This is a genomic window from Nocardiopsis sp. CNS-639 (genome assembly GCF_000381685.1).
Taxonomy (GTDB): domain Bacteria; phylum Actinomycetota; class Actinomycetes; order Streptosporangiales; family Streptosporangiaceae; genus Nocardiopsis; species Nocardiopsis dassonvillei.
This window is the reverse complement of sequence record NZ_KB906859.1, coordinates 232,154-253,886: the sequence shown is the minus strand read 5'-3', so window position 1 is coordinate 253,886 and position 21,733 is coordinate 232,154. Positions and strand designations below refer to the sequence as shown.

Sequence of the window (21,733 nt, the reverse complement as noted above, 5' to 3'; positions counted from 1 at the left end):
TGTCCCCCGTCCCCACCGACCGCGGAGACCCCTGCCGTGAGCGACCTCTCCTCCATGTCCCTCGGCCTGCCCGAGGACATCGACGCCGACGTCGGCGCCATCGAGTCGGGCGCCGACCAGCTCGACACCGTTCGCCAGAACATGCTCGGCCAGTCCGAGGGCACCCACAGCCGGTTCCGGTCCTCCGCCGGAGAGTTCACCGACCTCGTCGCCTGGAACATCGTCTCCAGCTCCTCCCAGGAACTGTCCTCCTGGCAGGAGGCCGCCGCCTCCCTGACCTACGGCGCGGCGGTCCTGCGCCAGTGGGGGCTCGACATCGAGACCTACCGTGCCGAGCGCGCCAAGCTGGAGACCCGCTGGGAGGAGGAGAAGGCCGACGCCGAAGCGGCCGTCGGCGCCTCCGAGGGGAGCGGTTCCATCCTCGGTGAGGGAACCCGTGAGGGGATGAAGGTCGCCCAGCTGGAGAGCCTGCGCGAGGAACTGCTCTCCGAGCACTCCGGACACTGGGAAACCCTGATGGAGCAGGCCGAGCAGACCGAGAGGGACCTGCGCGACGGCCCGAGCCAGGAGTCCCTGGAACGCCTGGTCGAGTCGTCCCTGCTCACCGGCAGCCAGCTGACCTACTTCGGTGACGCGGTCCCCGGCATGGTCCCGGACGAACTGAGCGGTGACGAGCACCCGTCCGTCGTCAACCTGTGGTGGACCTCGATGACCGAGGAGGAGCAGGAGCAGGCCGTGCGGGACCATCCCGAGCTCCTGCGCGAGCTCGACGGCATCCCGGCGGCCGTGCGCGACCGGCTGAACCGCGACCATCTCGACGACGAGATCGAGCGGTTCGAGGAGGAGATCGCCGAACGGGACGAGGAGATCGGGGAGGCGGCCGCCCGGGGCAGCAACGGGTCCGACGCGATCGCTCTGGCCATGGCGAACGACGACACGCTCGACAGCCAACTCCAGGAGCTGAAGGAGCTGCGGGAGAGCCTGGAGGACGAAAGCGCTGACAGGTACCTGCTGGCTCTGGACACCGAGGGCGACGGACGGGCGATCGTGGCCAACGGCAACCCCGACACCGCCGACAACGTGGCGACCCTGGTGCCGGGCACCACGACGACCTGGGAGAGCATCAACGACCAGATGGGACGCGCGGACGCATTGGCGGACTCCGCGAACCGGGTCAGCCGCGACGAGGACCACTCCGTCATCAGCTGGATCGGCTACGACGCCCCCAACGTTCCCGAGGCGGCCTTCGAAGGACGGGCGGAGGACGCGGTCAGCGAGCTGAGCAGTTTCCAGGACGGACTGCGCTCCACCCACCAGGGACCGCCGTCCCACAACACCGTCATAGGCCACAGTTACGGTTCCACGGTGGTCGGGCACACCGCGCAGAGCGACGCCGGGCTCGACACGGACGAAGTGATACTCGTGGGCAGCCCCGGAACCAACGCCGACCACGTGACCGACCTGAATCTTCCCGCCGAGGACGTGCACGTCTCAACGGCGGAGAACGACGGCATCACCAACTTGACGGGCCTCACGCACGGCATGGACCCGACCGATCCGGAATTCGGAGCGAACGTGTTCGAGTCCGACCCTGGCAGTGAGGGCGGCACGTGGCCCCTCGGTGACGCCCATTCGGAGTACTTCGACGAGAACACGAGTTCGCTGAGGCACATGGGCTCCGTCATCGCGGGACGAGAGTAGGGACGATCTACCTGATGAGCCGAGCACGACACTGGGTGTGCGCCGCCGTTCTCACGGGGGTGGTGGCCGGTTGCGGTTCCAACGCACCGGAGGAGACCGGAGGGGGAGAGACCATGAACCAGGACGAGGCAGCGGAGAACGTCCAGGAGCACATCGACAAAGCGGTGAACGTGCTGCCCGAGACCCTGGAACTTCAACCGGTGGGCGGGGTCAACGTCGCCGCTTGCGATGACCCCACCGACGGCGGACCCGAGGGCCGCGTCACGGTGGGCCGTTCCTACTGGTTGGACGGCCTGCCCGTCGAGGACAACGAGGCCAACATCGACCTCCTGACCGAGTACTGGGCCGCCAACGGCTACCGCGTGCTGACCGACTCCCGCCCGGACGACGTGTTCGTCTCCGTGGAGAACCAGGAGGACGCATTCAGGATGTCGGTCCAAGCCAGCGTCGAGGGACACCTCTCCATCGGCGCCTCGTCCCCCTGCGTCTGGCCCGAGGGCGCCCCGGACTCCTGACGCCCTCCGGCGAGTCTCAGCCCAGGCGCTCCAGGGCCCGGCGCGGGGAACGGGCGTGCCCGCCCATCCCCGCGAACGGGCACTCCTCGCGCTCCAGGTCGATCGTGAGGTCCCGGGCAGTCTCCACCTTCTCCAGGTCCTCCCAGGTCAGGGGTGCCGCGATGGGCGCGCCCGGCCTGGCCCGCACCGAGTACGGCACCACCGCGAGCTGTTCGCGGCCGTTGCGCAGGTAGTCCACGAACAACCGGTCCCCGCGCGCGGCCTTGCGCACCTCGGTGGTCAGCTCGTCCGGCCGCCGGGCCGCCACCCGGTCCGCGACCGCCTCCGCCAGCACGCGGACCTCCTGGTCGTCGGCCTCGGGCCGCAGCGGCGAGCGCACGTGCAGCCCCCGGGAGCCGCTGGTCATCACGTAGGCGGCCAGGCCCAGGCCGTCGAGCACCTCCCGCACGTCCCGCGCCGCGGCGCGGCAGGCGGCGAAGTCCTCCGGGCCGTCCCCGGCGGGGTCGAGGTCGATCACCATCCGGTCGGGCAGGCCCAGGTTCGGCTGCCGGGACTGCCAGGCGTGCAGGGTGACCGCCGCCTGGTCGGCGCACCAGACCAGCGCGGCCGCGTCCTGGCACAGCATCATCCGGCCGCCGCTGGTCTCCACGGTGGCCACCCAGTCCGGAACCGACGGGTGCTTGACGAAGAACCCCTGCGCGTCGATACCGTCGGGGAACCTCGCCAGGGCCACCGGCCGGTCGCGCACGTGCGGCAGCATCAGGGGGGCGATCCGGGCGTGGTACCGCGCCAGGTCCTCCTTGGTCGCCCCGCCCTCGCCGAACAGCGGCTTGCCGGGTCTGCGCACCTCCACCACCCGCCGTCCCGCGCGCACCTTCGCGGTCTCCGTCGCCATGGCCTCCCCGTTCGCCGCCGTGCGGCCCGCCTACCCGGGCGGCGGTCCCGGAAACGGCCCCCGGGCACGCGAACGCCCGGCCGGTGAGGTCCCCGGCCGGGCGTTCGCGTGTCGAAGCGCGCTGCTACTTGCGCTTGTTGATCTCCTCGGTCAGCTGCGGGGTGACCGCGTGCAGGTCGCCCACGACGCCGAAGTCGGCCAGCTCGAAGATCGGGGCCTCGGGGTCCTTGTTGATCGCCACGATGTTCTTGGCGGTCTGCATGCCCGCGCGGTGCTGGATCGCGCCGGAGATGCCCAGGGCCACGTACAGGTTCGGGCTGACCGTCTTACCGGTCTGGCCGACCTGGAACTGGTTCGGGTACCAGCCGGAGTCGACGGCGGCGCGGGAGGCGCCCACGGCCGCGCCCAGCGAGTCGGCCAGATTCTCCACGACCGAGAAGTCGTCGGAGCCCACGCCGCGCCCGCCGGAGACCACGATGGCGGCCTCGGTGAGCTCGGGACGCTCGCCCTGCTCCTCGTGGACGCGCTCGACGACCTTGGCCGTCTTCGCGGCGTCGGAGACCTCCACCGACACCTGCTCCTCGGCGGCGGCGCCGGAGGCGGCCTCGGCCGGGACGGAGTTCGGGCGGACCGCGACGACCGGCACGCCGGTGCGCACGCGGGCGTGGGTGATGGTGGTGCCGCCGAAGACGCTGTGCTCGGCGACGACCTCGGCGTTGACGTCCACGACGTCGGTGAGCACGCCCGAGCCCAGCTTGACCGCGGTGCGGCCCGCGATCTCCTTGTTCTCGGCGGTGGCCGAGACCAGGACGGCGGCGGCGCCCTTGTCCTGGGCGAGCTTGGCGAGCAGCTCGGCCTTGGGGGCCACGACGTGGTCGTTCAGCTCGGCCGAAGCCACGTAGACCTTCTCGGCGCCGTACTCGGCCAGGACGGCCCTGCCCGACTCGGCGCCGTCACCGATCCACACGGCCGCGGGCTCGCCGATGCGGCGGGCGGCGGTCAGCAGCTCGGTGGTGACCTTCTTGACCTGTCCGTCGACGTGGTCGACGAGGACGAGGACCTCAGCCATATCCCTTGAACCTTCCCTGAGTCTCTCGTTCGACCTAGACGAACTTCTTCTCGACGAGGAACTCGGCGATCTTCGCGGCGCCGTCGCCCTCGTCCTTGACCACCGTGCCCGCGGCGCGCGGCGGCGCGGCGTCGAAGTCGACGGTCTCCGTGGTGGCGTTGGCCAGACCCACCCTGGCCGTGTCGATGCCCGCGTCGGCGGCGGACTTCTTGTCCACCGGCTTCTTCTTCGCCTGCATGATGAGCTTGAAGGACGGGTAGCGCGGCTCGTTGATCTTCTCGACCACGGAGACGACCGCCGGGAGCTGGGCCTCGACGAGGTCGTAGCCGTAGTCGGTCTGGCGCTGGATCCTGATGGTGCTGCCGTCGATGTCGACCTTGCGGGCGAACGTGAGCTGCGGCAGGCCGAGGTACTCGGCGAGCGCGGCCCCGACCACGCCGGTGCGCGCGTCGGTGGACTCCGAGCCCAGGACGACCACGTCGAACTCGATGGTGCCCAGGGCCTGCGCGAGGGCGTAGGCGGTCTGGAGCGAGTCCGAGCCGTGGAGGGCGTCGTCGTTGACGAAGACGGCCTTGTCCGCGCCCATCGACAGGGCCTTGCGGATGGAGTCCGTGGCCTGGTCCGGTCCCATCGTCAGGATGGTGACCTCGCCGCCGTGCTTCTCCTTGAGCTGGAGCGCCTCTTCGATCGCGTACTCGTCGAGCTCGTTGATGACACCGTCGGACGCGGCGCGGTCCAGCGTCTTGTCATCGGGGTTGAGCTTCCGTTCGGTCGCCGTGTCCGGGACCTGCTTGACCAAAACGACAATATTCATGGCCGGTGGCCGACCTCCCTGCACTCCATGATCCGCCGTGCGGCGGCCGGACGCTGGCGCGCCCCCTACTGCCAACAATGCCGAATGCCGTTCGGTCATCCGACGGCGGGGCCGCCTTCACGTCCAGGCAGGTCCCGCGATGTGCTCATAGCCCAGATGTTACTGGCTAGTAGCTTGGAGGCCAACCCCTGGCCCCCGGTGTGACTGAGGCAACCCTAACCACCGCTGTACCGCCGGTCCGCCGCTGATGCTCCGACCCGGGTCGGACCGCCGGCGCCGGACACCGGTCGTGGGCGCCCGCCTCCCGCTCCCACCCTAGTCGCCGCCGATCCCGCCGGAACCGGTCACACCACCGGTAACAGGCGGGGGCCTCCCCCGCCCGGCGGGGACGCCGAAGGCCCCGGGCCGGGGCCCGGGGCCTTCGCGGTGCCCGGCGAGCCGTACGGCCGCCGGGCGGGGGTCACTGTCCGTTGAACCAGTCCGAGGGACCGCCGATCGGCACCCAGTCCGGGGCCGCCGACAGGCCGAACGACAGGATGAGCATGGTCAGCAGCACGAGGCCGATGCACACGCCGACGTAGACGTAGAGGTTGCGGTAGTGGACCCGGCGCACCAGCCACACCGCCTGGTGCCGCGCCTCGCGCCCGCTCGGCATGACGTAGCTGAGCAGGATCATCACGAAGATCGCGAAGGCGCCGGTGTAGTTGGCGCCCTGACCCGGCACGTCCGCGATCCGCGCGTAGATCATGCCGACCAGGATGCCCGCCAGCAGGTAGACCAGCCCGAAGCCGAGCGTGCGCAGCGCCATGCGCCCGAAGGCCCACGGGAAGCTGAGCGCCACCACCATGTTGTCGGAGCTGCGCGGGCCGCGCGTCTGGAGGCGGCGGGCGTGCTCGGCCTTGACCACGTCCAGGGCGCCCAGCGCGGCGATGAGCACGACGCCCAGGATCAGCCCGAACCAGGGGAAGAGCAGCGACACACCGGCCACGGAGACCAGCATGGGCAGGATCGTCAGCGGGTGCATCCGCCACGACCGCTCCTCGTACTCCTCGCCCTCCTCGTCGGAGTCGTCCTGGAAGTAGTCGCTCACCCGGTCGTTGCCGCCGCGCCGGAACCGGCCCAGCAGGCCGCCGCGCCGCTCCTCGTACCCGTCCTCGTCGAACTCCTGCGTCTGGTTGCTGCCCCGGCCGTCGTCCACCGGGGTGAGGATGTCGGCGAAGTCGCCCTTGTGCAGCGGGGTGTTGAAGAACTGCGTGTGCGGGGCCTGGTAGCCCTCGTCCTCGCGCTCGTCGACGGGGCGCCGGGCGTACCCGTCGCGGTCCACCGGGTCCATCATCATCGTGCCCTGCGGGTCCTCGCGGGAGAACTCGTCGGGCTGGATGTGCCGCGTGCCCAGCGCGTCGTCCGGTTCGTCGCGGACCGGGCTGATCCGCATCGTTCCCTGCGGGTCGTCCGGGTCCTCGGCGTCGCGCGGGGCGATGCGCTCGGTGCCCGGGAGCCCGTCGTCCTCGTCGCCCCAGCCGCGCCGGGCGCCCGAGAGGTCGTCGGTGGACTCCGGGTCGCCGGCGCGGCGGCCGTTCGCCGCGCCCGAGAGGTCGTCGGTGGACCCGGGGTCGTCGAGCAGACCGCCGGAGTGCGCGGCGGAGGCCGGGCGCGCGGGGTCCCCGGACGGGGACCAGGCGCTGGAGGCGGGGCCGCCGCCCGTGTGCGGGGGACCCCAGCCCTGGTCTCCCTGGGCCGCGCGACCGGCCAGGTAGCCCGCCGCACCGCCGAGCGCGGCTCCGGCCGCGCCCGCAGCGGCGGCGCCGCCCGGACCGCCGCTGCCCGGCTCCTCCCCCGTGCCCCCGGCCGTGGTCGGGTGGTACACGGTGTGGCTGCCGGTGAGCCCGCTGGGACGGCCTCCCGCGTCCTCGGTCCAGGGCAGGTCGAGGTTGAGGCGGCTGGCCTCCTCCAGCAGTTCCTCCGCCGTGGGGCGGCTGCGCATGTCGCGGGAGACGGCGCGGTTGACCAGCGGCCGCAGCGCCTCGTGCATCCCGTCCATGTCGATCTCGCCGTTGAGGATGCGGAAGAAGATGACCTCGAAGGTGCCCGCGCCGTAGGGCGGGCGGCCGGTGGAGGCGAAGGCGACGGTGCCGCCCCAGGCGTGGATGTCGGTGGCCGGACCCAGGTCGGTGCCCTCGATGACCTCCGGGGACAGGTAGCTGGGCGTGCCCACGAACGTGCCGGTCTGGGTCAGCTTGGCGCCGTCCACCGCGTGCGCGATGCCGAAGTCGATGACGATCGGCTCGCCGTTGGAGATGATCACGTTGCCGGGCTTGAGGTCGCGGTGGATCACGTCCACCGCGTGGATGTCGCGGATCGCGCGGGCCATGCCGGTGACGAAGCGGGTCAGGGCCCGGCCGCGCAGCGGGCCGTGGTTGGTGACCGTGGCGTCCAGGGTCGGGCCGGGGATGTGCTCGGTGACCACCCACGGCAGCTCGGCCTGGGTGTCGGCTTCGATGACCTCGGCCACGTTGGGGCTGTGCACGCGGCGCATGGTCTCGACCTCGCGGGCGAGGCGGGCCCGGGCGATCTGGTCGCCCGCGACCTCCGGCTTGAGGACCTTCACCGCGACGAACTGCTCGGTCCGGGGGTCCTCGGCCTGGTACACCACGCCCATGCCGCCCTGCCCGATGCGGCGGCGGATGACGTAGTGGCCGATGCGCTCCGGCAGCTCCTCACCCATGGGGAAACCTGCCGACATTGCCATCGAGAACTCATCCCCTCAAAAGACCACATACCACCGCGTCCAGCTTAACGGCCGGGGGATGGGTCACCATTGGCTTGTTCGTCCCGTCTCGGGCCCGTGTGGTCGCTTCCGCACCGCCGGGCGTCCGGGGTTCAGGCGGCGCGTCCGTCCGGGGGCGACCCTCACGAGTATGACGGAAAACTGGCGTGGGCGGTTCCCTCCCTCCCGTCCGGACCGGCCGGATGCGGACGTTCGGCCGAACCCCCCGTGACACCGTTCGATCCAACGAGCGGGGCGAAAAGTTCTCGAATCCACCGAAACGGCGGCGGAGCGGACGGCACGGCACCGCGTGCCGCCGCCCCGACCTGCTGTTCCGGTGCCCGATCAGCTCTGCGCGGCGCCTCCTCAGCGCCCCTTGAAAACGGCCTTGCCGGGTCCCTGCTCGACGAAGCTGCGCATGCCGTCCTTCTGGTCCTCGGTCGAGAACAGACCCGCGAAGTGCAGGCGCTCGATCTCCAGACCGGTGTCCAGGTCCGTCTCCAGGCCCCGGTCCACCGCCTCCTTGGCCGCGGCCAGCGCGACGGCCGGTCCCTCGGCGTACCGGGCGACCAGCGCCACGGCGGCCCGGTAGACCTCCTCGTCCGGGACGACCTGGTCCACCAGACCGATCTCCCGGGCCTCGTCCGCCTTCACGTGGCGGCCGCTGAAGATCATCTCCTTGGCCCGGGAGGGACCGATCAGGCGGGGCAGGCGCTGGGTCCCGCCCGCGCCGGGGATGACGCCGAGCTGGATCTCGGGCACGCCCAGCCTGGCCCCGGCCCCCGCCACGCGGAAGTCCGCGGCCAGGGCCAGCTCCAGGCCGCCGCCGAGCGCGTACCCGGTGACCGCCGCCACGACCGGCTTGGGGATGCGGGCCACCAGGTTCAGGGCGCTTTGGAGGTCGCGCGCGTAGCCCAGCATCCGCGCGGCGGTGAGGTCGGCCATCTCCTTGATGTCGGCGCCCGCGACGAACACCCGCTCGCCGCCGTAGACGACCACGGCGCGCACGTCCGGGTCCTTGGCGACCCGGGTCGCGGCCTCGGCGATCTCCGCGGTGAGCGCGGCGTTGAGCGCGTTCACCTTCGGCCTGTCCAGCCGGATCACGGCCACGGCCGGGTGGTCCGGATCGGTCTCCACACGCACGAACTCGCCCACGGTCCACTGCCCCTCACTACTCGGACGTCACTGTCTCCGAACTGCTTACCACCCGGTTCAGGAGAAGAGCAGCACCAGGGTGCCCAGCCGAGCGGACAGGGTGTAGGCCGCCGCCAGGAGCAGGGCGGCCCCCGCCAGCAGCAGCGTGTCCGCGGTCCGCCAGCGGCTCTCCCGGGCTCGGGTGCGCGGCCCGGTCCCGAAGGCGCGCGCGTCCATCGCCGCGGCCAGCAGCGTCCCGGTGCGGATGGAGCGCACCAGCAGGGCGAACAGGCGGCCGAAGAACAGCGTGACCGCCCTGACCGGGTTGCGCCCGGCCTCCAGGCCGCGCGCCCTCCGCGCCAGCGTGATCGTGCGCCACTGGTCGGCGAGCAGCGGGACGAGCCGCAGCGCCGCCAGCACGCCCATGGCGGGCCGCTCGGGGACCCGGAGCCGCTGCACCAGGCCGTCGGCGGTCTCCGTGGGGTCGCTGCTCACGGCGGCGAGCAGTCCGGGCAGGGCGATGGCCAGCAGGCGCACCGCGGCGCCCAGCGCGCCCTCCGCGCCGTGCTCCCCGTACAGGTAGTTGACCAGTCCGCTGGAGAGTCCCATGAGCAGGAAGGGCCCGCCCAGGACGAGCAGGGTGCGCCGGTCGATCCCGCTGAACGGCAGGAGCAGCAGGACGCCCGCCAGCACGGTTCCGCCGGTGACGGCGTCCACGGCCGGGACCAGTCCCACGCCCAGCAGCAGGGCGGCGAGCAGTTTGGCCGCCGGGTTGAGCCCGACCAGCCAGAAGCGCGCCCCGCCGTCCTCGGGGGCCTCCAGGGTGAGCGCGTCCCCTGCCGGGGCGCTGGCCACGCCAGTCCCCCGGGCCCCAGCCGGGACACCGGCCTCGCCCTGTTCTCGAACCCCTTCCAGCACACGGACCTCATCCGCTTCCCGGATCGCCTCCGACACACGAACCCCGCCAGATCCCCGGACCCCGGCCGAGGCGCCGACCTCGTCCTGTTCTCGCACCCCCTCCGGTGCACGAACCTCGCCCGGTGCACGACGGACCTCGTCCGTCTCCCGGATCCCGTCCGGCGTACGGGTCCCCTTCCCGGATGTGTCCGACAGCCTCCGGTCAGCCACGGCTCCCCCTTCCCGCCGCCGCGTGCCCCGCGGGCCCGGTCGGCTCCGGCGGGCCGGGCGGCTCCGCCCCGGCGCCCGCGTCCGGTGCGGCGGCCTCCTGGACGGCCCGGCCCCCGGCCACGCGCACCCGCGCGTCGGCCAGACTGCGCAACAGCAGGTCGTCGTGGGTGGCCATGACCACCGCGCGGCCCGCGGACCGCAGGGTGGCGAGCAGCTCCACGAGTTCGGTCCAGGTCCGGGTGTCCTGGCCGAAGGTGGGCTCGTCGAGGACGAGCGCGTCGGGCGCGTGCGCGGGGCCCGAGCTGAGCGCCGTGGCCACCGAAAGCCGCCGCTTCTCCCCGCCCGAGAGCGTGTAGGGGTGCACGTCGGCCAGCGCGGACAGGCGCAGGCGCTCCATCAGCTCGCCCACCCAGGCCTCGGTCTCGGCCTCGCCCATCCCGGCGCGCAGCGGGGCGAAGCGCAGCTCGTCGCGCACGGTGGCGGTGACGAACTGGTCCTCGGCGTGCTGGAAGACCGTGCCCACGTGCCGGGCCAGCCTGCGGGCGGGCCAGCGCACGAGCGGGCGCGGGTCGGCCCCGGCCAGCGGCCCGCGCGGCAGCACCGCCCCCCGGTGGGGCCTGGACAGTCCGGCGAGCAGGGTCAGCAGCGTGGACTTGCCCGCGCCGTTGGGGCCGGTCAGGGCGGTCGCGGTTCCGGCTCGGACGGTGGCGTCCACCCCCTCGAACACCGTGCGCCGGGGCGCCGCGCGCACGCCGAGCTGGCTCGGGGTGCGCGCCGTGACGCCCACGGCCTCCAGCAGGGGCTCCCCGCCCGGCGCGGGCTCGAGGACGGGCGCGGGCTCGTGCCCGGGTACCCACACGCCCTGCGCGGCCAGCGAGCGCCCGTGCTCGGCGAACACCGTTCCCGGCGGCCCGTCGGCGACGACCCCGCCGCCGGGCGCCACGACCACGACCCGGTCCACCAGGTCCACGACGTCGGCCACGCGGTGCTCGACCAGCACCAGGGTCGCCTCGGTCTCGGCGAGCAGGCGGGCCAGCACGCCGCGCACCAGCGCGGCCCCGGCGGGGTCGAGGTTGGCGGTAGGCTCGTCCAGCAGCAGCAGGCGGGGGCGCATCGCCAGGGCCCCGGCGATCACCAGGCGCTGCTTCTCACCGCCCGACAGCGCCCCGGTGGGGTGGCGCGGTCCGTACGGGAAGCCCACGGCCTCCAGTGCCTCGTGGACCCGGGGCCAGATGAGGTCGGGGGCCACGCCCAGGTTCTCCGGGCCGAAGGCGACGTCGTCGCCCGCGCGCGCCATCACCAGCTGCGTCTCGGGGTCCTGGCTGACCAGGCCGACCGAGCCCCGGCTCCGGTCGGCGGGCTCGCCGTCCAGGAGCAGGGTGCCCTCGTGGTCGCCGCTGATGGCGGCGTCCTCACCGGTCAGACCGGCCAGTGAGTGCAGCAGGGTGGACTTGCCCGCGCCGGAGGCGCCCAGCAGCAGCACGCGCTCGCCCGGCTCGATCACCAGGTCCACGCCGCGCAGCGCGTGGGACCCGCGGCCCGAGTGCCGCCAGCCCCAGCCGGAGAGCTCCACGCGCGCGCCGGGGCCCCCTGCCGCCGTCCGGCGCCCGTTCACGGAGGCCACGGTCAGCCCCTCGCGGACGGGAAGGGGGCCAGCGCCCCGGAGCGGGCCAGGGCGGTGGTGAGCAGGCGGGAGCCCACGCCCGCGATGAGGGCGGCGCTGACCACCACGATGACGCCGTAGGTGACCTGGTAGGACAGCGGCCAGGTCACGTTGTAGGCGAGGTTGTCGCGGATGGCGGGGGAGACGCCCGCGACCGCCGCCGCGAGGACGGCCACGCCCATGCCCCAGCGGCGGTAGCCGAAGGCGAGGAAGACGAGTTCGGGCAGGATGCCCTGGAGGGCGCCGTCGAGGATGACCATGATCCCCCACTGGGTGCCCAGGAGCGCCGAGACCGAGGCGGCGGCGATGGCGGTGAGCAGGGCCGCACCGGGCTTGCGGATGATCAGGCCGCCCAGTACGCCGGAGATCAGCCACATGCCGTAGACGACGGCCTGCGCGGGCGGGAAGCCGACGAACAGCGGGGTCGTGACCGACCAGACGATGTTCCAGAGCCAGAAGACCACGCCGACCGCGACGCCGATCACGGAGGCCACGACGATGTCGACGGTGCGCCAGCTCCGCAGTCGGCCGAGGAGGTCGCGCCGGAAGCCGACGCCCTGGGGGGTGGTGTTCCTCTTCATATGGTGTCCCTTCGCCGGGGGATGCGAGGGGCCCGTGCGGCCGAGAGCGGCGCCGGAACGCGTTCCGTGCGCGCCGGGACGTCCCCGGTGCGCGGGAGCACGCCACCGGTGACGGTTCCTACGACTTCCTTCGCTGGCATGACCCAGATCAGGTGTGTAAGGGTCTGCGGCCTGGTGCCGCACTCTCAGCGCTCGCGCGCTCCCCTGTCGGTTTCGTCCATTATGAACAAGGGGGAACGCCGGGGTGTTCCCGGGTCGCGTCAGCGCACGTCGGGGCCTCAGCCCCCGGGACTGGCGCCGCCCTCGGGCACCTGCGGTCCCGGGGTCGCGCCGCCCCAGGGCGCGCCGCCGTCCCCGCCCGGGGACTCGCCGCCACCGGTACCGCCGCCGCCTCCGCCGGTACCGCCGCCGCCTCCGCCGGTACCGCTGCCGTCTCCACCGCCGCCGCCTCCACCGGTACCGCCGCCGCCACCGGTTGAACCCCCGCCGTCGCCGTCACCGGTGCCTCCACCGCCGCCGGTCGAGCCCCCGCCGCCTCCGGTACCGCCACCGCCGCCGGTCGAACCCCCGCCACCACCACCGGTGGCTCCCCCACCGCCGTCACCGGTGCCACCGCCACCGGTCGAGCCATCGTCACCCCCGGCGCCGCCGCCACCGCCAGCGCCTCCGCCACCACCACCGGCCGCGACGCCACCGTCACCGCCAGCCGTGCCTCCATCGTCTCCACCGGTGTCGCTGTCGTCACTGTCACCGTTGTCGCCACCGCCGCCCGACGGCTTGTCCGAGGCCTTGCCGTAGACCTTCGGCGAGGGGGCGAACTCCTCCTTCGGCAGGTCCGCCACGGCCTCGCGCATGGTGGCCTGCCAGATCGGGCCGGGCAGCGTGGCCCCGTAGACGATGCCGTAGTAGCGGTCGCCGATGGTCACGCCCTGGAGCGTGTGCTGCTCCCCGCCCCGGATGTCGCCGACCACCACGGTCCCGGCCAGGTTCGGGGTGTAGCCCGCGAACCACGCGTAGGCCGCGCTGTCGGTGGTGCCGGTCTTGCCCGCCACCGGGCGTCCGATCTCCAGGCCGTTGGCGGTACCGCCCTCGAAGGTCTGCTGGAGCAGGTGGTTGACGCCGTCGGCGACCTCGGTGTCCAGCGCGCCCTCCTCGCACTCGGTGCCCATCTCGACCTCCTCGCCGTCCTCGCCCTCGAAGAGGACCGAGGCCACGGGGACCGGCTCGCAGTAGGTGCCCCGGGAGGCGAAGACGGCGTAGGCGCTGGCCATGGTGAGCGGGGAGACCTCCTGGTCGCCCAGGGTGAAGGAGCTCCACACCTGCAGGTCCTCGCCGTCCGCGCGGTGGATGCCCAGGCTCTGGGCCATCTCCGCCGTCTCGCACAGGCCGACGCGCTCCTGGAGCTGGGCGAAGTAGGTGTTCACCGAGCCCTTCGTCCCGCTGATCATGTTGTGCCTGCCGCCGTCGCTCTCCCCGGCGTTGCGCACGTCCCAGGGCGCCATCCTGCCGCCCTCGCAGTTCTCCAGGCCGCTCACCGTCGTGGACTCGGGCGAGGAGAAGCTGGTGTCGTACTTGAGCCCGGCGTCCAGGGCGGCGGCCAGGGTGAACGGCTTGAACGTCGAACCCGCCTGGTAGCCCAGCGACCCGCCGTCCTCGTGGTCCACGGACAGGTTGATCGAGGTGGTGCCCGGCTCGTCGTCGAAGCCGTAGCGCATGTTCTGGGCCATCACCCGCACCCGGCCGGTACCGGGCTCCACGAGGACCTCGGCGGCGAACTTGTGGGAGTCGCCAGCGGGGACGTAGCGCTCGATCGCCTGCTCGGCGGCCTCCTGCATGTCCAGGTCCAGGGTGGTGCGCACGGTGATGCCGCCCCGCTCCAGTATCCGGTCGCGCTCCTCCTGGGTCCCGGCGAGCGCGTCGGAGCCGCCCAGCCACCGCATGACGTAGTCGCAGAAGAAGGGCTGCTCGCTGCTGAAGCAGCTGCCCGCTCGCGGGGTCTCGTCCACCTCCAGGCCCCGGCTCTTGTACTCCCGCGCCTGCGCGCTCTCCAGGTGTCCGGTGGCGGCCATCCGGTCCAGCACCAGGTTGCGGCGCTCGACGGAGGCCTCGGGGTTGGTGAGCGGGTCGTAGTACGAGGGCGCGCGCACCAGTGCCACGATCGTGGCGGCCTGAGCGGGGTCGAGCTCGGAGGCCGGGACGGAGAAGTAGCGCTCGGCGGCTACCTCGATGCCGTACGCGTTCTGGCCGAAGTAGGCGAGGTTGAGGTAGCCCTCCATGATCTCGTCCTTGGTGAGCTTCTCCTCCAGCTCGACGGCGTAGCGCAGCTCCAGCACCTTGCGGGTCAGGGTGCGCGCGTTGGCGCTCGCCAGCTCCTCCTCGGTGTCGGCCTGTTCCATGAGGAGGTTCTTCACGTACTGCTGGGTGATGGTGGACCCGCCCTGGGTGTTGCCCAGGACGGTGCGGACGGCGGCGCGCAGCGTGCCGCGCAGGTCCAGTCCGGCGTGCTCGTAGAAGCGGTCGTCCTCGATCGCCATGAGGGCGGCGGGCACCCAGGGGCTGATCTCGTCCAGCGGCACCACGTCGCGCTCGCGCTCGGCGACCTCGGCGATCGGTTCCCCGTCGACGTCGGTCAGCAGCACGCGCTCGGCGGGGTGCGGCACGGCCAGGTCGCTGGGCAGGGCCATGAAGGCCGCCGCGGAGTCCCTGGCCACCAGGCCGAGGCCGCCGACCCAGGGCATGACCAGCGCCGCCGTGAGCAGCCCGGCGACCGCGCCGGTTCCGGCCAGGCGCTGGACCGTCTCCCGGCGGTCCCCCGCCGGGGTCGGCTCCGACACCTTCCGGCGCAGGGCCTCGGCCCACCGCCGCACACGCGGACCCGCGGCGGCCGGTACCGCACGGGAGAGGGCCCCGCGCCAGTTCCGGCGCGGGGCCTCGTGCCGCCGCCCACGCGGCGGGCGCTGGTTGGACTCCGTCACGTCGCCCCCTACGGCCGTGTGCCGCCCCGCCCGCGGGACGCGCGGGCAGGCAACTCCATCGACCACGGTCTCAGGGCGGACGCAAAGGGCAGGCCGGGTTAACGGGCGCGTCAGCGAAAAACTTCCTCAATGCCAAGCAAAGCACCGCAGAACGAACATATTTCGTCAATCACCACGAAACAGGCGCGTCACACACCCGGACCCGGGAGGGGGAGCGAGCACCGAGGAGACCACCCGGGCCACGGGTGACCGAATCCGGGGAAAAAGTTCCTTAGGCGACCATTCGGCCACGCGCGGATGTCCGGAATACGGCCATACAGCTCGCGCGCGCATTCGGTCATCCCTACCCACCGCAGCACACCGCCCAACATGACCGATCAGTTTTCCGTCATTTCCACAGAATGCATCGGAAAACAACCACAGAGACACCTGAATCTGCTGCGTCCTTATGACCGCCTTGAGAGGTTTACTCAGCAGAAACCCGACAAACACCGGCTCTTAGCACACACACCTGGTGTGACAAGGATCACAGAAATTATCCGGCCCTGGCACTCCGCCAAACACCACAAGAGGGCAGACGATAGACAGCGGAGGGCACCGAAGCCTTAATCCGGACAGTTTCTGTTCCGGATGCTCCGTGAACTCCGTCTTGCCCCGGATTAACTCCCGGTTATTTCCGCCTGCCGAAAAACAGCACGGTTCCGAACGTCGAACCACGACAATTACGGTGTAGCCAGTGATCGGACGCCTGCCCATCCTCGATATCTCTCCAGAGAACGACCTCGGACCGGTGAAAGCCGTTCCGGGCGAACGCTTCACCGTGGGAGCGACGGTGATCCGCGAGGGCCACGACTCCCTCGCCGCGGGCGTCGTCGTCTACTCCCCCGAGGGACGCCGCGAACAGCTCGTCCCCATGCGCGAGCACGCCCCCGGCACCGACCGCTACGAGGCCTGCGTCAGCCTCCCCACGGAGGGGACGTGGTCCTTCGCCGTCGAGTCGTGGACCGACCCCTTCGCCACCTGGCACCACGTCGCGGGCGTCAAGCTCCCGCTGGGCCAGGACACCGACCTCGTCCTGGAGGAGGGGGCCCGTCTGCTCGCCCGCGCCGGGCGACGGGTCCCGCGCCGCCCCTTCCTGAACGCCGCCGCCAAGACGCTGCGCGACACCTCGATGACCCCGGTGGAGCGCTTCGAGGCGGCGCTCACCCCCGAGGTCCTGGCCGAGATGGAGCGCTCGCCCCTGCGCGAGCTGGTCACCAGGTCCAAACGCACCAGCGTCGTCGTCCACCGCGAGCGCGCGCTGTTCGGCTCCTGGTACGAGTTCTTCCCGCGCTCGGAGGGCGCCCAAGTCGACACCGCGCCCGGCCAGGAGCTCTCGGGCACCCTCGCCACCGCGGCCAAGCGCCTGCCCGCCATCGCCGACATGGGCTTCGACGTGGTCTACCTGCCGCCCATCCACCCGGTCGGCACCACCCACCGCAAGGGCGCCAACAACGCGCTGACCGCCGGTCCCGGCGACCCCGGATCGGTGTGGGCCATCGGGTCGGCCGACGGCGGCCACGACGCGGTCCACCCCGACCTGGGCACCCTCGCCGACTTCGACGCCTTCGTCGCCGAGGCCCGCGAGCACGGCATGGAGATCGCCCTGGACCTGGCCCTGCAGTGCTCCCCCGACCACCCCTGGGTGACCGAGCACCCCGAGTGGTTCACCGCCCGGGCCGACGGCTCCATCGCCTACGCCGAGAACCCGCCCAAGAAGTACCAGGACATCTACCCGCTCAACTTCGACCGCGACTTCGAGGGCCTGTACGCGGAGGTCCTGCGGGTGGTCGAGCACTGGATCGCGCACGGCGTACGCATCTTCCGCGTCGACAACCCGCACACCAAGCCGGTCGCGTTCTGGCAGAAGCTGCTCGCCGACGTCGCCGACAGGCACCCCGACGTGCTGTTCCTCGCCGAGGCCTTCACCCGCCCCGCCATGATGCGCACGCTGGCCAAGGTCGGCTTCCACCAGTCCTACACCTACTTCACCTGGCGCAACGGCAAGGACGAGCTGACCGACTACCTCACCGAGCTGAGCCGGGAGAGCGCCCACTACCTGCGCCCCAACTTCTTCGTCAACACCCCGGACATCCTGCACGCCTACCTCCAGCACGGCGGTCGGCCCGCGTTCGCCGTCCGCGCCGTGCTGGCGGCCCTGCTCTCCCCCACCTGGGGTGTCTACTCCGGCTTCGAACTGTGCGAGAACACCCCCGCCGGGCCGGGCAGCGAGGAGTACCTCGACTCGGAGAAGTACCAGTACCGCCCCCGCGACTGGGCCGCGGCCGAGGCCTCCGGCGAGACCCTCACCGGCCTCCTCACGCTGCTCAACCGGCTGCGCCGGGAGCACCCGGCCCTGCGGGAGCTGCGCAACCTGCGCTTCCACCACGTGGACCGGCCCGAGATCGTCTGCTTCTCCAAGCACCGGCCCGGCAGCGGCCCCAAGGACCCCGACGACGCCGTGATCGCCGTCGTCAACCTCGACCCGCACCACGCACGCGAGGCGACGGTGCACCTGGATCTGCCGTCCATCGGCCTCACAAGGGAGGAGGAGTTCAGGGTGACCGACGAGCTGACCGGCCGTTCCTACACCTGGGGTGCGGACAACTACGTCCGTCTCGACCCCGCGGCCGGTCCCGCGCACGTGTTCACCGTCAGCGGCAGATAGCGGCCCCGGAACCAGCGCACGGGGCCCGGCGGAGCTGCTCCGCCGGAGCCCCGCCGTGTCCGAAACGCCTGTTGAACCGACGTCGAACATTCTTGGTGGGGAGCAGTAGATGAGCAAAGACGAGCCCGGCCCCGGCGGACGCGGTCACGCCGAACACGGTCCGCTCGCCCCGGCCACCGGGGCCGCCACCGGCCCGCTGATGTCCTCCGGCGGCACCAGTGATCCCCACTGGTACAAACACGCCGTCTTCTACGAGGTCCTCGCCCGGGGCTTCTTCGACTCCAACGGCGACGGCACCGGCGACCTCGCCGGGCTGGTGCAGAAGCTGGACTACCTCCAGTGGCTGGGCATCGACTGCGTGTGGCTGTTGCCGATGTACGAGTCGCCCCTGCGCGACGGCGGCTACGACATCTCCGACTACTTCAAGATCCTCCCGGAGTTCGGCCGCACCGCCGACTTCGTGGAGCTCCTGGACGAGGCGCACCGGCGCGGGATCCGGGTCATCACCGACCTGGTCATGAACCACACCAGCGACCAGCACCCGTGGTTCAAGGCCTCCCGCGAGGACCCGGACGGGCCCTACGGGGACTTCTACGTGTGGTCGGACACCGACGACCGCTACGACGAGGCCCGCATCATCTTCGTCGACACCGAGACGTCCAACTGGACCTACGACGAGGTCCGCGGCCAGTACTACTGGCACCGGTTCTTCTCCCACCAGCCCGACCTCAACTTCGAGAACCCGGCCGTCCAGGAGGCGATCCTGGAGGTCCTGCGCTACTGGCTGGACCTGGGCATCGACGGGTTCCGCCTGGACGCCGTGCCCTACCTGTACGAGCGCGAGGGCACCAACTGCGAGAACCTCAAGGAGACGCACGAGTTCCTCAAGCGCGTGCGCGCCGAGGTGGACCGGCTCTACCCCGACCGCGTGCTGCTGAGCGAGGCCAACCAGTGGCCGTCCGACGTCGTCGACTACTTCGGCGACTTCGAGTCCGGCGGCGACGAGTGCCACATGAACTTCCACTTCCCGCTGATGCCGCGCATGTTCATGGCGGTCCGGCAGGAGCAGCGCTTCCCGATCTCGGAGATCCTCGCCCAGACGCCGCCGATCCCCCGCAACTGCCAGTGGGCGATCTTCCTGCGCAACCACGACGAGCTGACCCTGGAGATGGTCACCGACGAGGAGCGCGACTACATGTACTCCGAGTACGCCAAGGAACCCCGCATGCGCGCCAACGTGGGGATCCGCAGGCGGCTCGCGCCCCTGCTGGACAACGACCGCAACCAGATCGAGCTGTTCACGGCCCTGCTGCTGTCCCTGCCGGGCTCGCCCGTCCTGTACTACGGCGACGAGATCGGCATGGGCGACAACATCTGGCTGGGCGACCGCGACGCCGTGCGCACGCCCATGCAGTGGAGCTCGGACCGCAACGCCGGGTTCTCCAAGGGCGACCCGGCCCGCCTGTACCTGCCGCTGATCATGGACCCGGTCTACGGGTACCAGGCGCTCAACGTGGAGTCCCAGCGCGACAACCCCGGCTCGCTGCTGCACTGGACGCGGCGCATGATCCAGATCCGCAAGCGCCACCCCGTGTTCGGCACCGGCGCCTTCACCGAACTCAACGCCACCAACCCGAGCGTGCTGGCCTTCATCCGCGAGCACGGCGACGACCGGATGCTCTGCGTCAACAACCTGTCGCGGTACCCGCAGCCCGTGGAGCTGGACCTGGGGCGCTACGCCGGGGTCGCCCCGGTGGAGTGCGTGGGCGGTGTGCGCTTCCCCGAGATCGGGGAGCTGCCCTACCTGCTCACCCTGCCCGGGCACGGCTTCTACTGGTTCCAGCTGCCCACCACCGCCGACCGGGAGTCCGCGGGCACGAACCGGGACGGTATGCCGTCCTACGGACTGCCCGAGGCCGGGGCCCGGGTGCACGCCACCTTCGAGACCTCGCCGGTGTCGGCGGCCGCGGCCCGGACGCACGCACCGGGCCACCCAGTGAGCACGACGTCCAGCATCCCGTCCGGGTTCTCCCCCGCGTTCGGCGACGGCGCCCGCACCCCCTCCCGCGGGAGCGCGGTGCGCGCGTCGGGCCCCTCCGGCCCGGCCGCGGAGTGCACGGGCCGGGGTGGGGGCGAGAAGGGAAACGGGTCGCTCTGACATGTCCCAACTCGAAGAACTCCTGGCCGTCTGGCTACCGAGACAGCGCTGGTTCTCCGGCAAGGGGATCCCCATCCGCCAGATCCGGGTCGAGAGCAGGTACACGCTGGTGACGTCGGGCCCCGACGGCCCCGACCTGAACGTCCTGGTCCTCCAGGCCGGGCAGCGGGGCCGCAGTTCCCGCTACCAGGTGCTGCTGGGTTCGCGGCCGCCGCGTTCCCTGCCGCCGGACCTGGCGCGCGTGGCCATCGGCGTGTGCCAGGTGGCGGGCGGCAGACCCAGGGTGGTCTACGACGCCGCCCACGACGAGGAGCTGACCCGGATGCTCCTGGAGCGGTTCGCCGCCCCCACCGGGGCCGAACCCTCCGGAAAGGTGCGCTTCCGCAGCCTGCCGGGCGACAGCATCCGCACCGGGTCGTCCGGGCGGCTGCTCACCGGCGAGCAGTCCAACACGTCGCTGGTCTTCGGCGAGGACTACGTCCTCAAGACCTTCCGCAGACTCTGGCCCGGGCCCAACCCGGACCTGGAGCTGAACATGGCCCTGTCGGGGACCCCGTACGTGGCCCGGCCGTGCGGGTGGATCGAGGCCGACCTGGCCGGGCACTCCACGCCCACGACTCTGGCCATGCTCCAGACCTACATCCCGCACGCCACGGACGGGTGGGTGCTCGCCACCGCCAACGTGCGCGCCCTGTTGGAGGGGCCGGGGGACGGGCGCGAGTCCGCGTTCACCGGCGAGGCGGCCCGGCTGGGCCGCACCACCGCCGAGGTGCACCGGTCGCTGGCCCGGACCCTGCCCACGGACGTGCTCACCCCGACGGGCGCGGCCGAGATGGCCGACGCCATGGTGGAGCGCCTGGCGATGGCCAGCGCCGAGGTGCCGGAGCTGGCCGAGCACGCGCCCCGGGTGATGGAGGCCTACGCCGACTTCTCCGAGGTGGACGAGCCGCTGCCGATACAGCGCATCCACGGCGACTACCACCTGGGGCAGGCGATCCGGACCGCGTCCGGGTGGGTGCTGCTGGACTTCGAGGGCGAGCCCACCGTGCCGGTGCGCGACCGCCAGCGCCTGTCCAGCCCGCTGCGGGACGTGGCGGGGATGCTCCGCTCCTTCGACTACGCGGCCGGGTACCTGCTGATCGGGCACCCGGGCGACCCCGGTCTGGAGTGGGCGGCCCGCTCCTGGGCCCGGCACAACCGGGAGGCGTTCTGCCGGGGCTACGCCGACGGCGGAGGGGCCGACCCGGAGAAGCACCTGGCGGTCCTGCGGGCCTTCGAGTTCGACAAGGCCGTGTACGAGGTGCTGTACGAGGCCCGGAACCGGCCGAACTGGCTGCGGGTCCCGCTGGAGTCCATCGCCACCGCCGCCGCGCCTCCCGTGCCCGGTTGAGCACGTCGGCGGCCGTCTCCCGAGCGCGGCGGCCGCCCCTTCGACCACCACGCCCCCCGATCCGTCCGCACGAGTACCACGGAGTCCGCATTGACCTCGCCGCGCAGCGAACAACGTCCGCGTGCCAGCGCAGCCAAGACTGCGACGAACGGGAAGAACCCGAAGAAGAAGGCCGTGGAGAGCATCCCGGTCGTGGAGGAGGTGTCGGTCGCCGAGACGGCGGCCGCGGTGGAACC

The 21,733-nt window shown here is 72.0% G+C and carries 14 protein-coding genes and 1 riboswitch; of the genes, 5 read left to right on the top strand and 9 right to left on the bottom strand.

What is annotated here, in order from left to right; translation table 11 throughout:
• Positions 1-36: 36 nt before the first annotated feature.
• Together G011_RS0112210 and G011_RS29765 are read left to right on the top strand one after the other, a co-directional pair.
• Positions 37-1,701 carry an alpha/beta hydrolase gene (locus tag G011_RS0112210; RefSeq protein ID WP_019608706.1) on the top strand — a complete coding sequence of 555 codons (1,665 nt, stop codon included), beginning with the start codon at positions 37-39 and terminating at the stop codon, positions 1,699-1,701.
• Positions 1,702-1,715: 14 nt separating this feature from the next.
• Positions 1,716-2,216, top strand: a complete 501-nt coding sequence (locus tag G011_RS29765; RefSeq protein ID WP_036552592.1) for a hypothetical protein — start codon at positions 1,716-1,718, stop codon at positions 2,214-2,216.
• A gap of 16 nt (positions 2,217-2,232) precedes the next feature.
• On the opposite strand, the gene ligD is transcribed toward G011_RS29765, so the two are convergent.
• The 9 genes from ligD to G011_RS0112160 form a co-directional block, all read right to left on the bottom strand.
• Entirely contained in the window at positions 2,233-3,111 is an 879-nt protein-coding gene (gene ligD, locus G011_RS0112200; RefSeq protein WP_019608704.1) for a non-homologous end-joining DNA ligase, read from the bottom strand.
• A 124-nt stretch (positions 3,112-3,235) separates the two neighbouring features.
• A complete protein-coding gene (locus G011_RS0112195) occupies positions 3,236-4,180 on the bottom strand; it encodes an electron transfer flavoprotein subunit alpha/FixB family protein (protein ID WP_019608703.1) in 945 nt (314 codons plus the stop codon).
• Between the two features lie 34 nt (positions 4,181-4,214).
• Complete coding sequence (locus G011_RS0112190) at positions 4,215-4,994, bottom strand: electron transfer flavoprotein subunit beta/FixA family protein (protein ID WP_036552590.1); 780 nt, start codon at positions 4,992-4,994, stop codon at positions 4,215-4,217.
• A 460-nt stretch (positions 4,995-5,454) separates the two neighbouring features.
• Positions 5,455-7,719: a protein kinase domain-containing protein gene (locus tag G011_RS29760; protein WP_081642955.1), complete on the bottom strand. Its 2,265-nt coding sequence runs from the start codon at positions 7,717-7,719 to the stop codon at positions 5,455-5,457.
• Between the two features lie 408 nt (positions 7,720-8,127).
• Positions 8,128-8,916 (bottom strand): enoyl-CoA hydratase/isomerase family protein, encoded by a 789-nt coding sequence (locus G011_RS0112180; RefSeq protein WP_019608701.1) that lies wholly within the window; start codon positions 8,914-8,916, stop codon positions 8,128-8,130.
• A gap of 57 nt (positions 8,917-8,973) precedes the next feature.
• On the bottom strand, positions 8,974-9,750 hold the full coding sequence (locus tag G011_RS0112175; RefSeq protein WP_019608700.1) for an energy-coupling factor transporter transmembrane protein EcfT: 777 nt from the start codon (positions 9,748-9,750) through the stop codon (positions 8,974-8,976).
• 265 nt (positions 9,751-10,015) lie between these two features.
• Positions 10,016-11,647 (bottom strand): ABC transporter ATP-binding protein, encoded by a 1,632-nt coding sequence (locus G011_RS0112170; RefSeq protein WP_026338235.1) that lies wholly within the window; start codon positions 11,645-11,647, stop codon positions 10,016-10,018.
• 2 nt (positions 11,648-11,649) lie between these two features.
• Positions 11,650-12,267 (bottom strand): ECF transporter S component, encoded by a 618-nt coding sequence (locus G011_RS0112165; RefSeq protein ID WP_019608698.1) that lies wholly within the window; start codon positions 12,265-12,267, stop codon positions 11,650-11,652.
• Positions 12,268-12,375: 108 nt separating this feature from the next.
• Positions 12,376-12,483, bottom strand: a riboswitch (TPP riboswitch).
• Positions 12,484-12,545: 62 nt separating this feature from the next.
• Positions 12,546-15,242, bottom strand: a complete 2,697-nt coding sequence (locus G011_RS0112160) for a transglycosylase domain-containing protein (protein WP_026338234.1) — start codon at positions 15,240-15,242, stop codon at positions 12,546-12,548.
• 736 nt (positions 15,243-15,978) lie between these two features.
• Between G011_RS0112160 and G011_RS0112155 the strand changes: the two genes are divergently transcribed.
• From G011_RS0112155 to G011_RS0112145, 3 genes are all read left to right on the top strand, one after another.
• Positions 15,979-17,949 (top strand): alpha-1,4-glucan--maltose-1-phosphate maltosyltransferase, encoded by a 1,971-nt coding sequence (locus G011_RS0112155; protein ID WP_026338233.1) that lies wholly within the window; start codon positions 15,979-15,981, stop codon positions 17,947-17,949.
• Between the two features lie 109 nt (positions 17,950-18,058).
• On the top strand, positions 18,059-20,107 hold the full coding sequence (treS, locus tag G011_RS0112150) for a maltose alpha-D-glucosyltransferase (protein WP_019608695.1): 2,049 nt from the start codon (positions 18,059-18,061) through the stop codon (positions 20,105-20,107).
• Position 20,108: 1 nt separating this feature from the next.
• Positions 20,109-21,497 (top strand): maltokinase N-terminal cap-like domain-containing protein, encoded by a 1,389-nt coding sequence (locus G011_RS0112145; protein WP_019608694.1) that lies wholly within the window; start codon positions 20,109-20,111, stop codon positions 21,495-21,497.
• Positions 21,498-21,733: the final 236 nt, after the last annotated feature.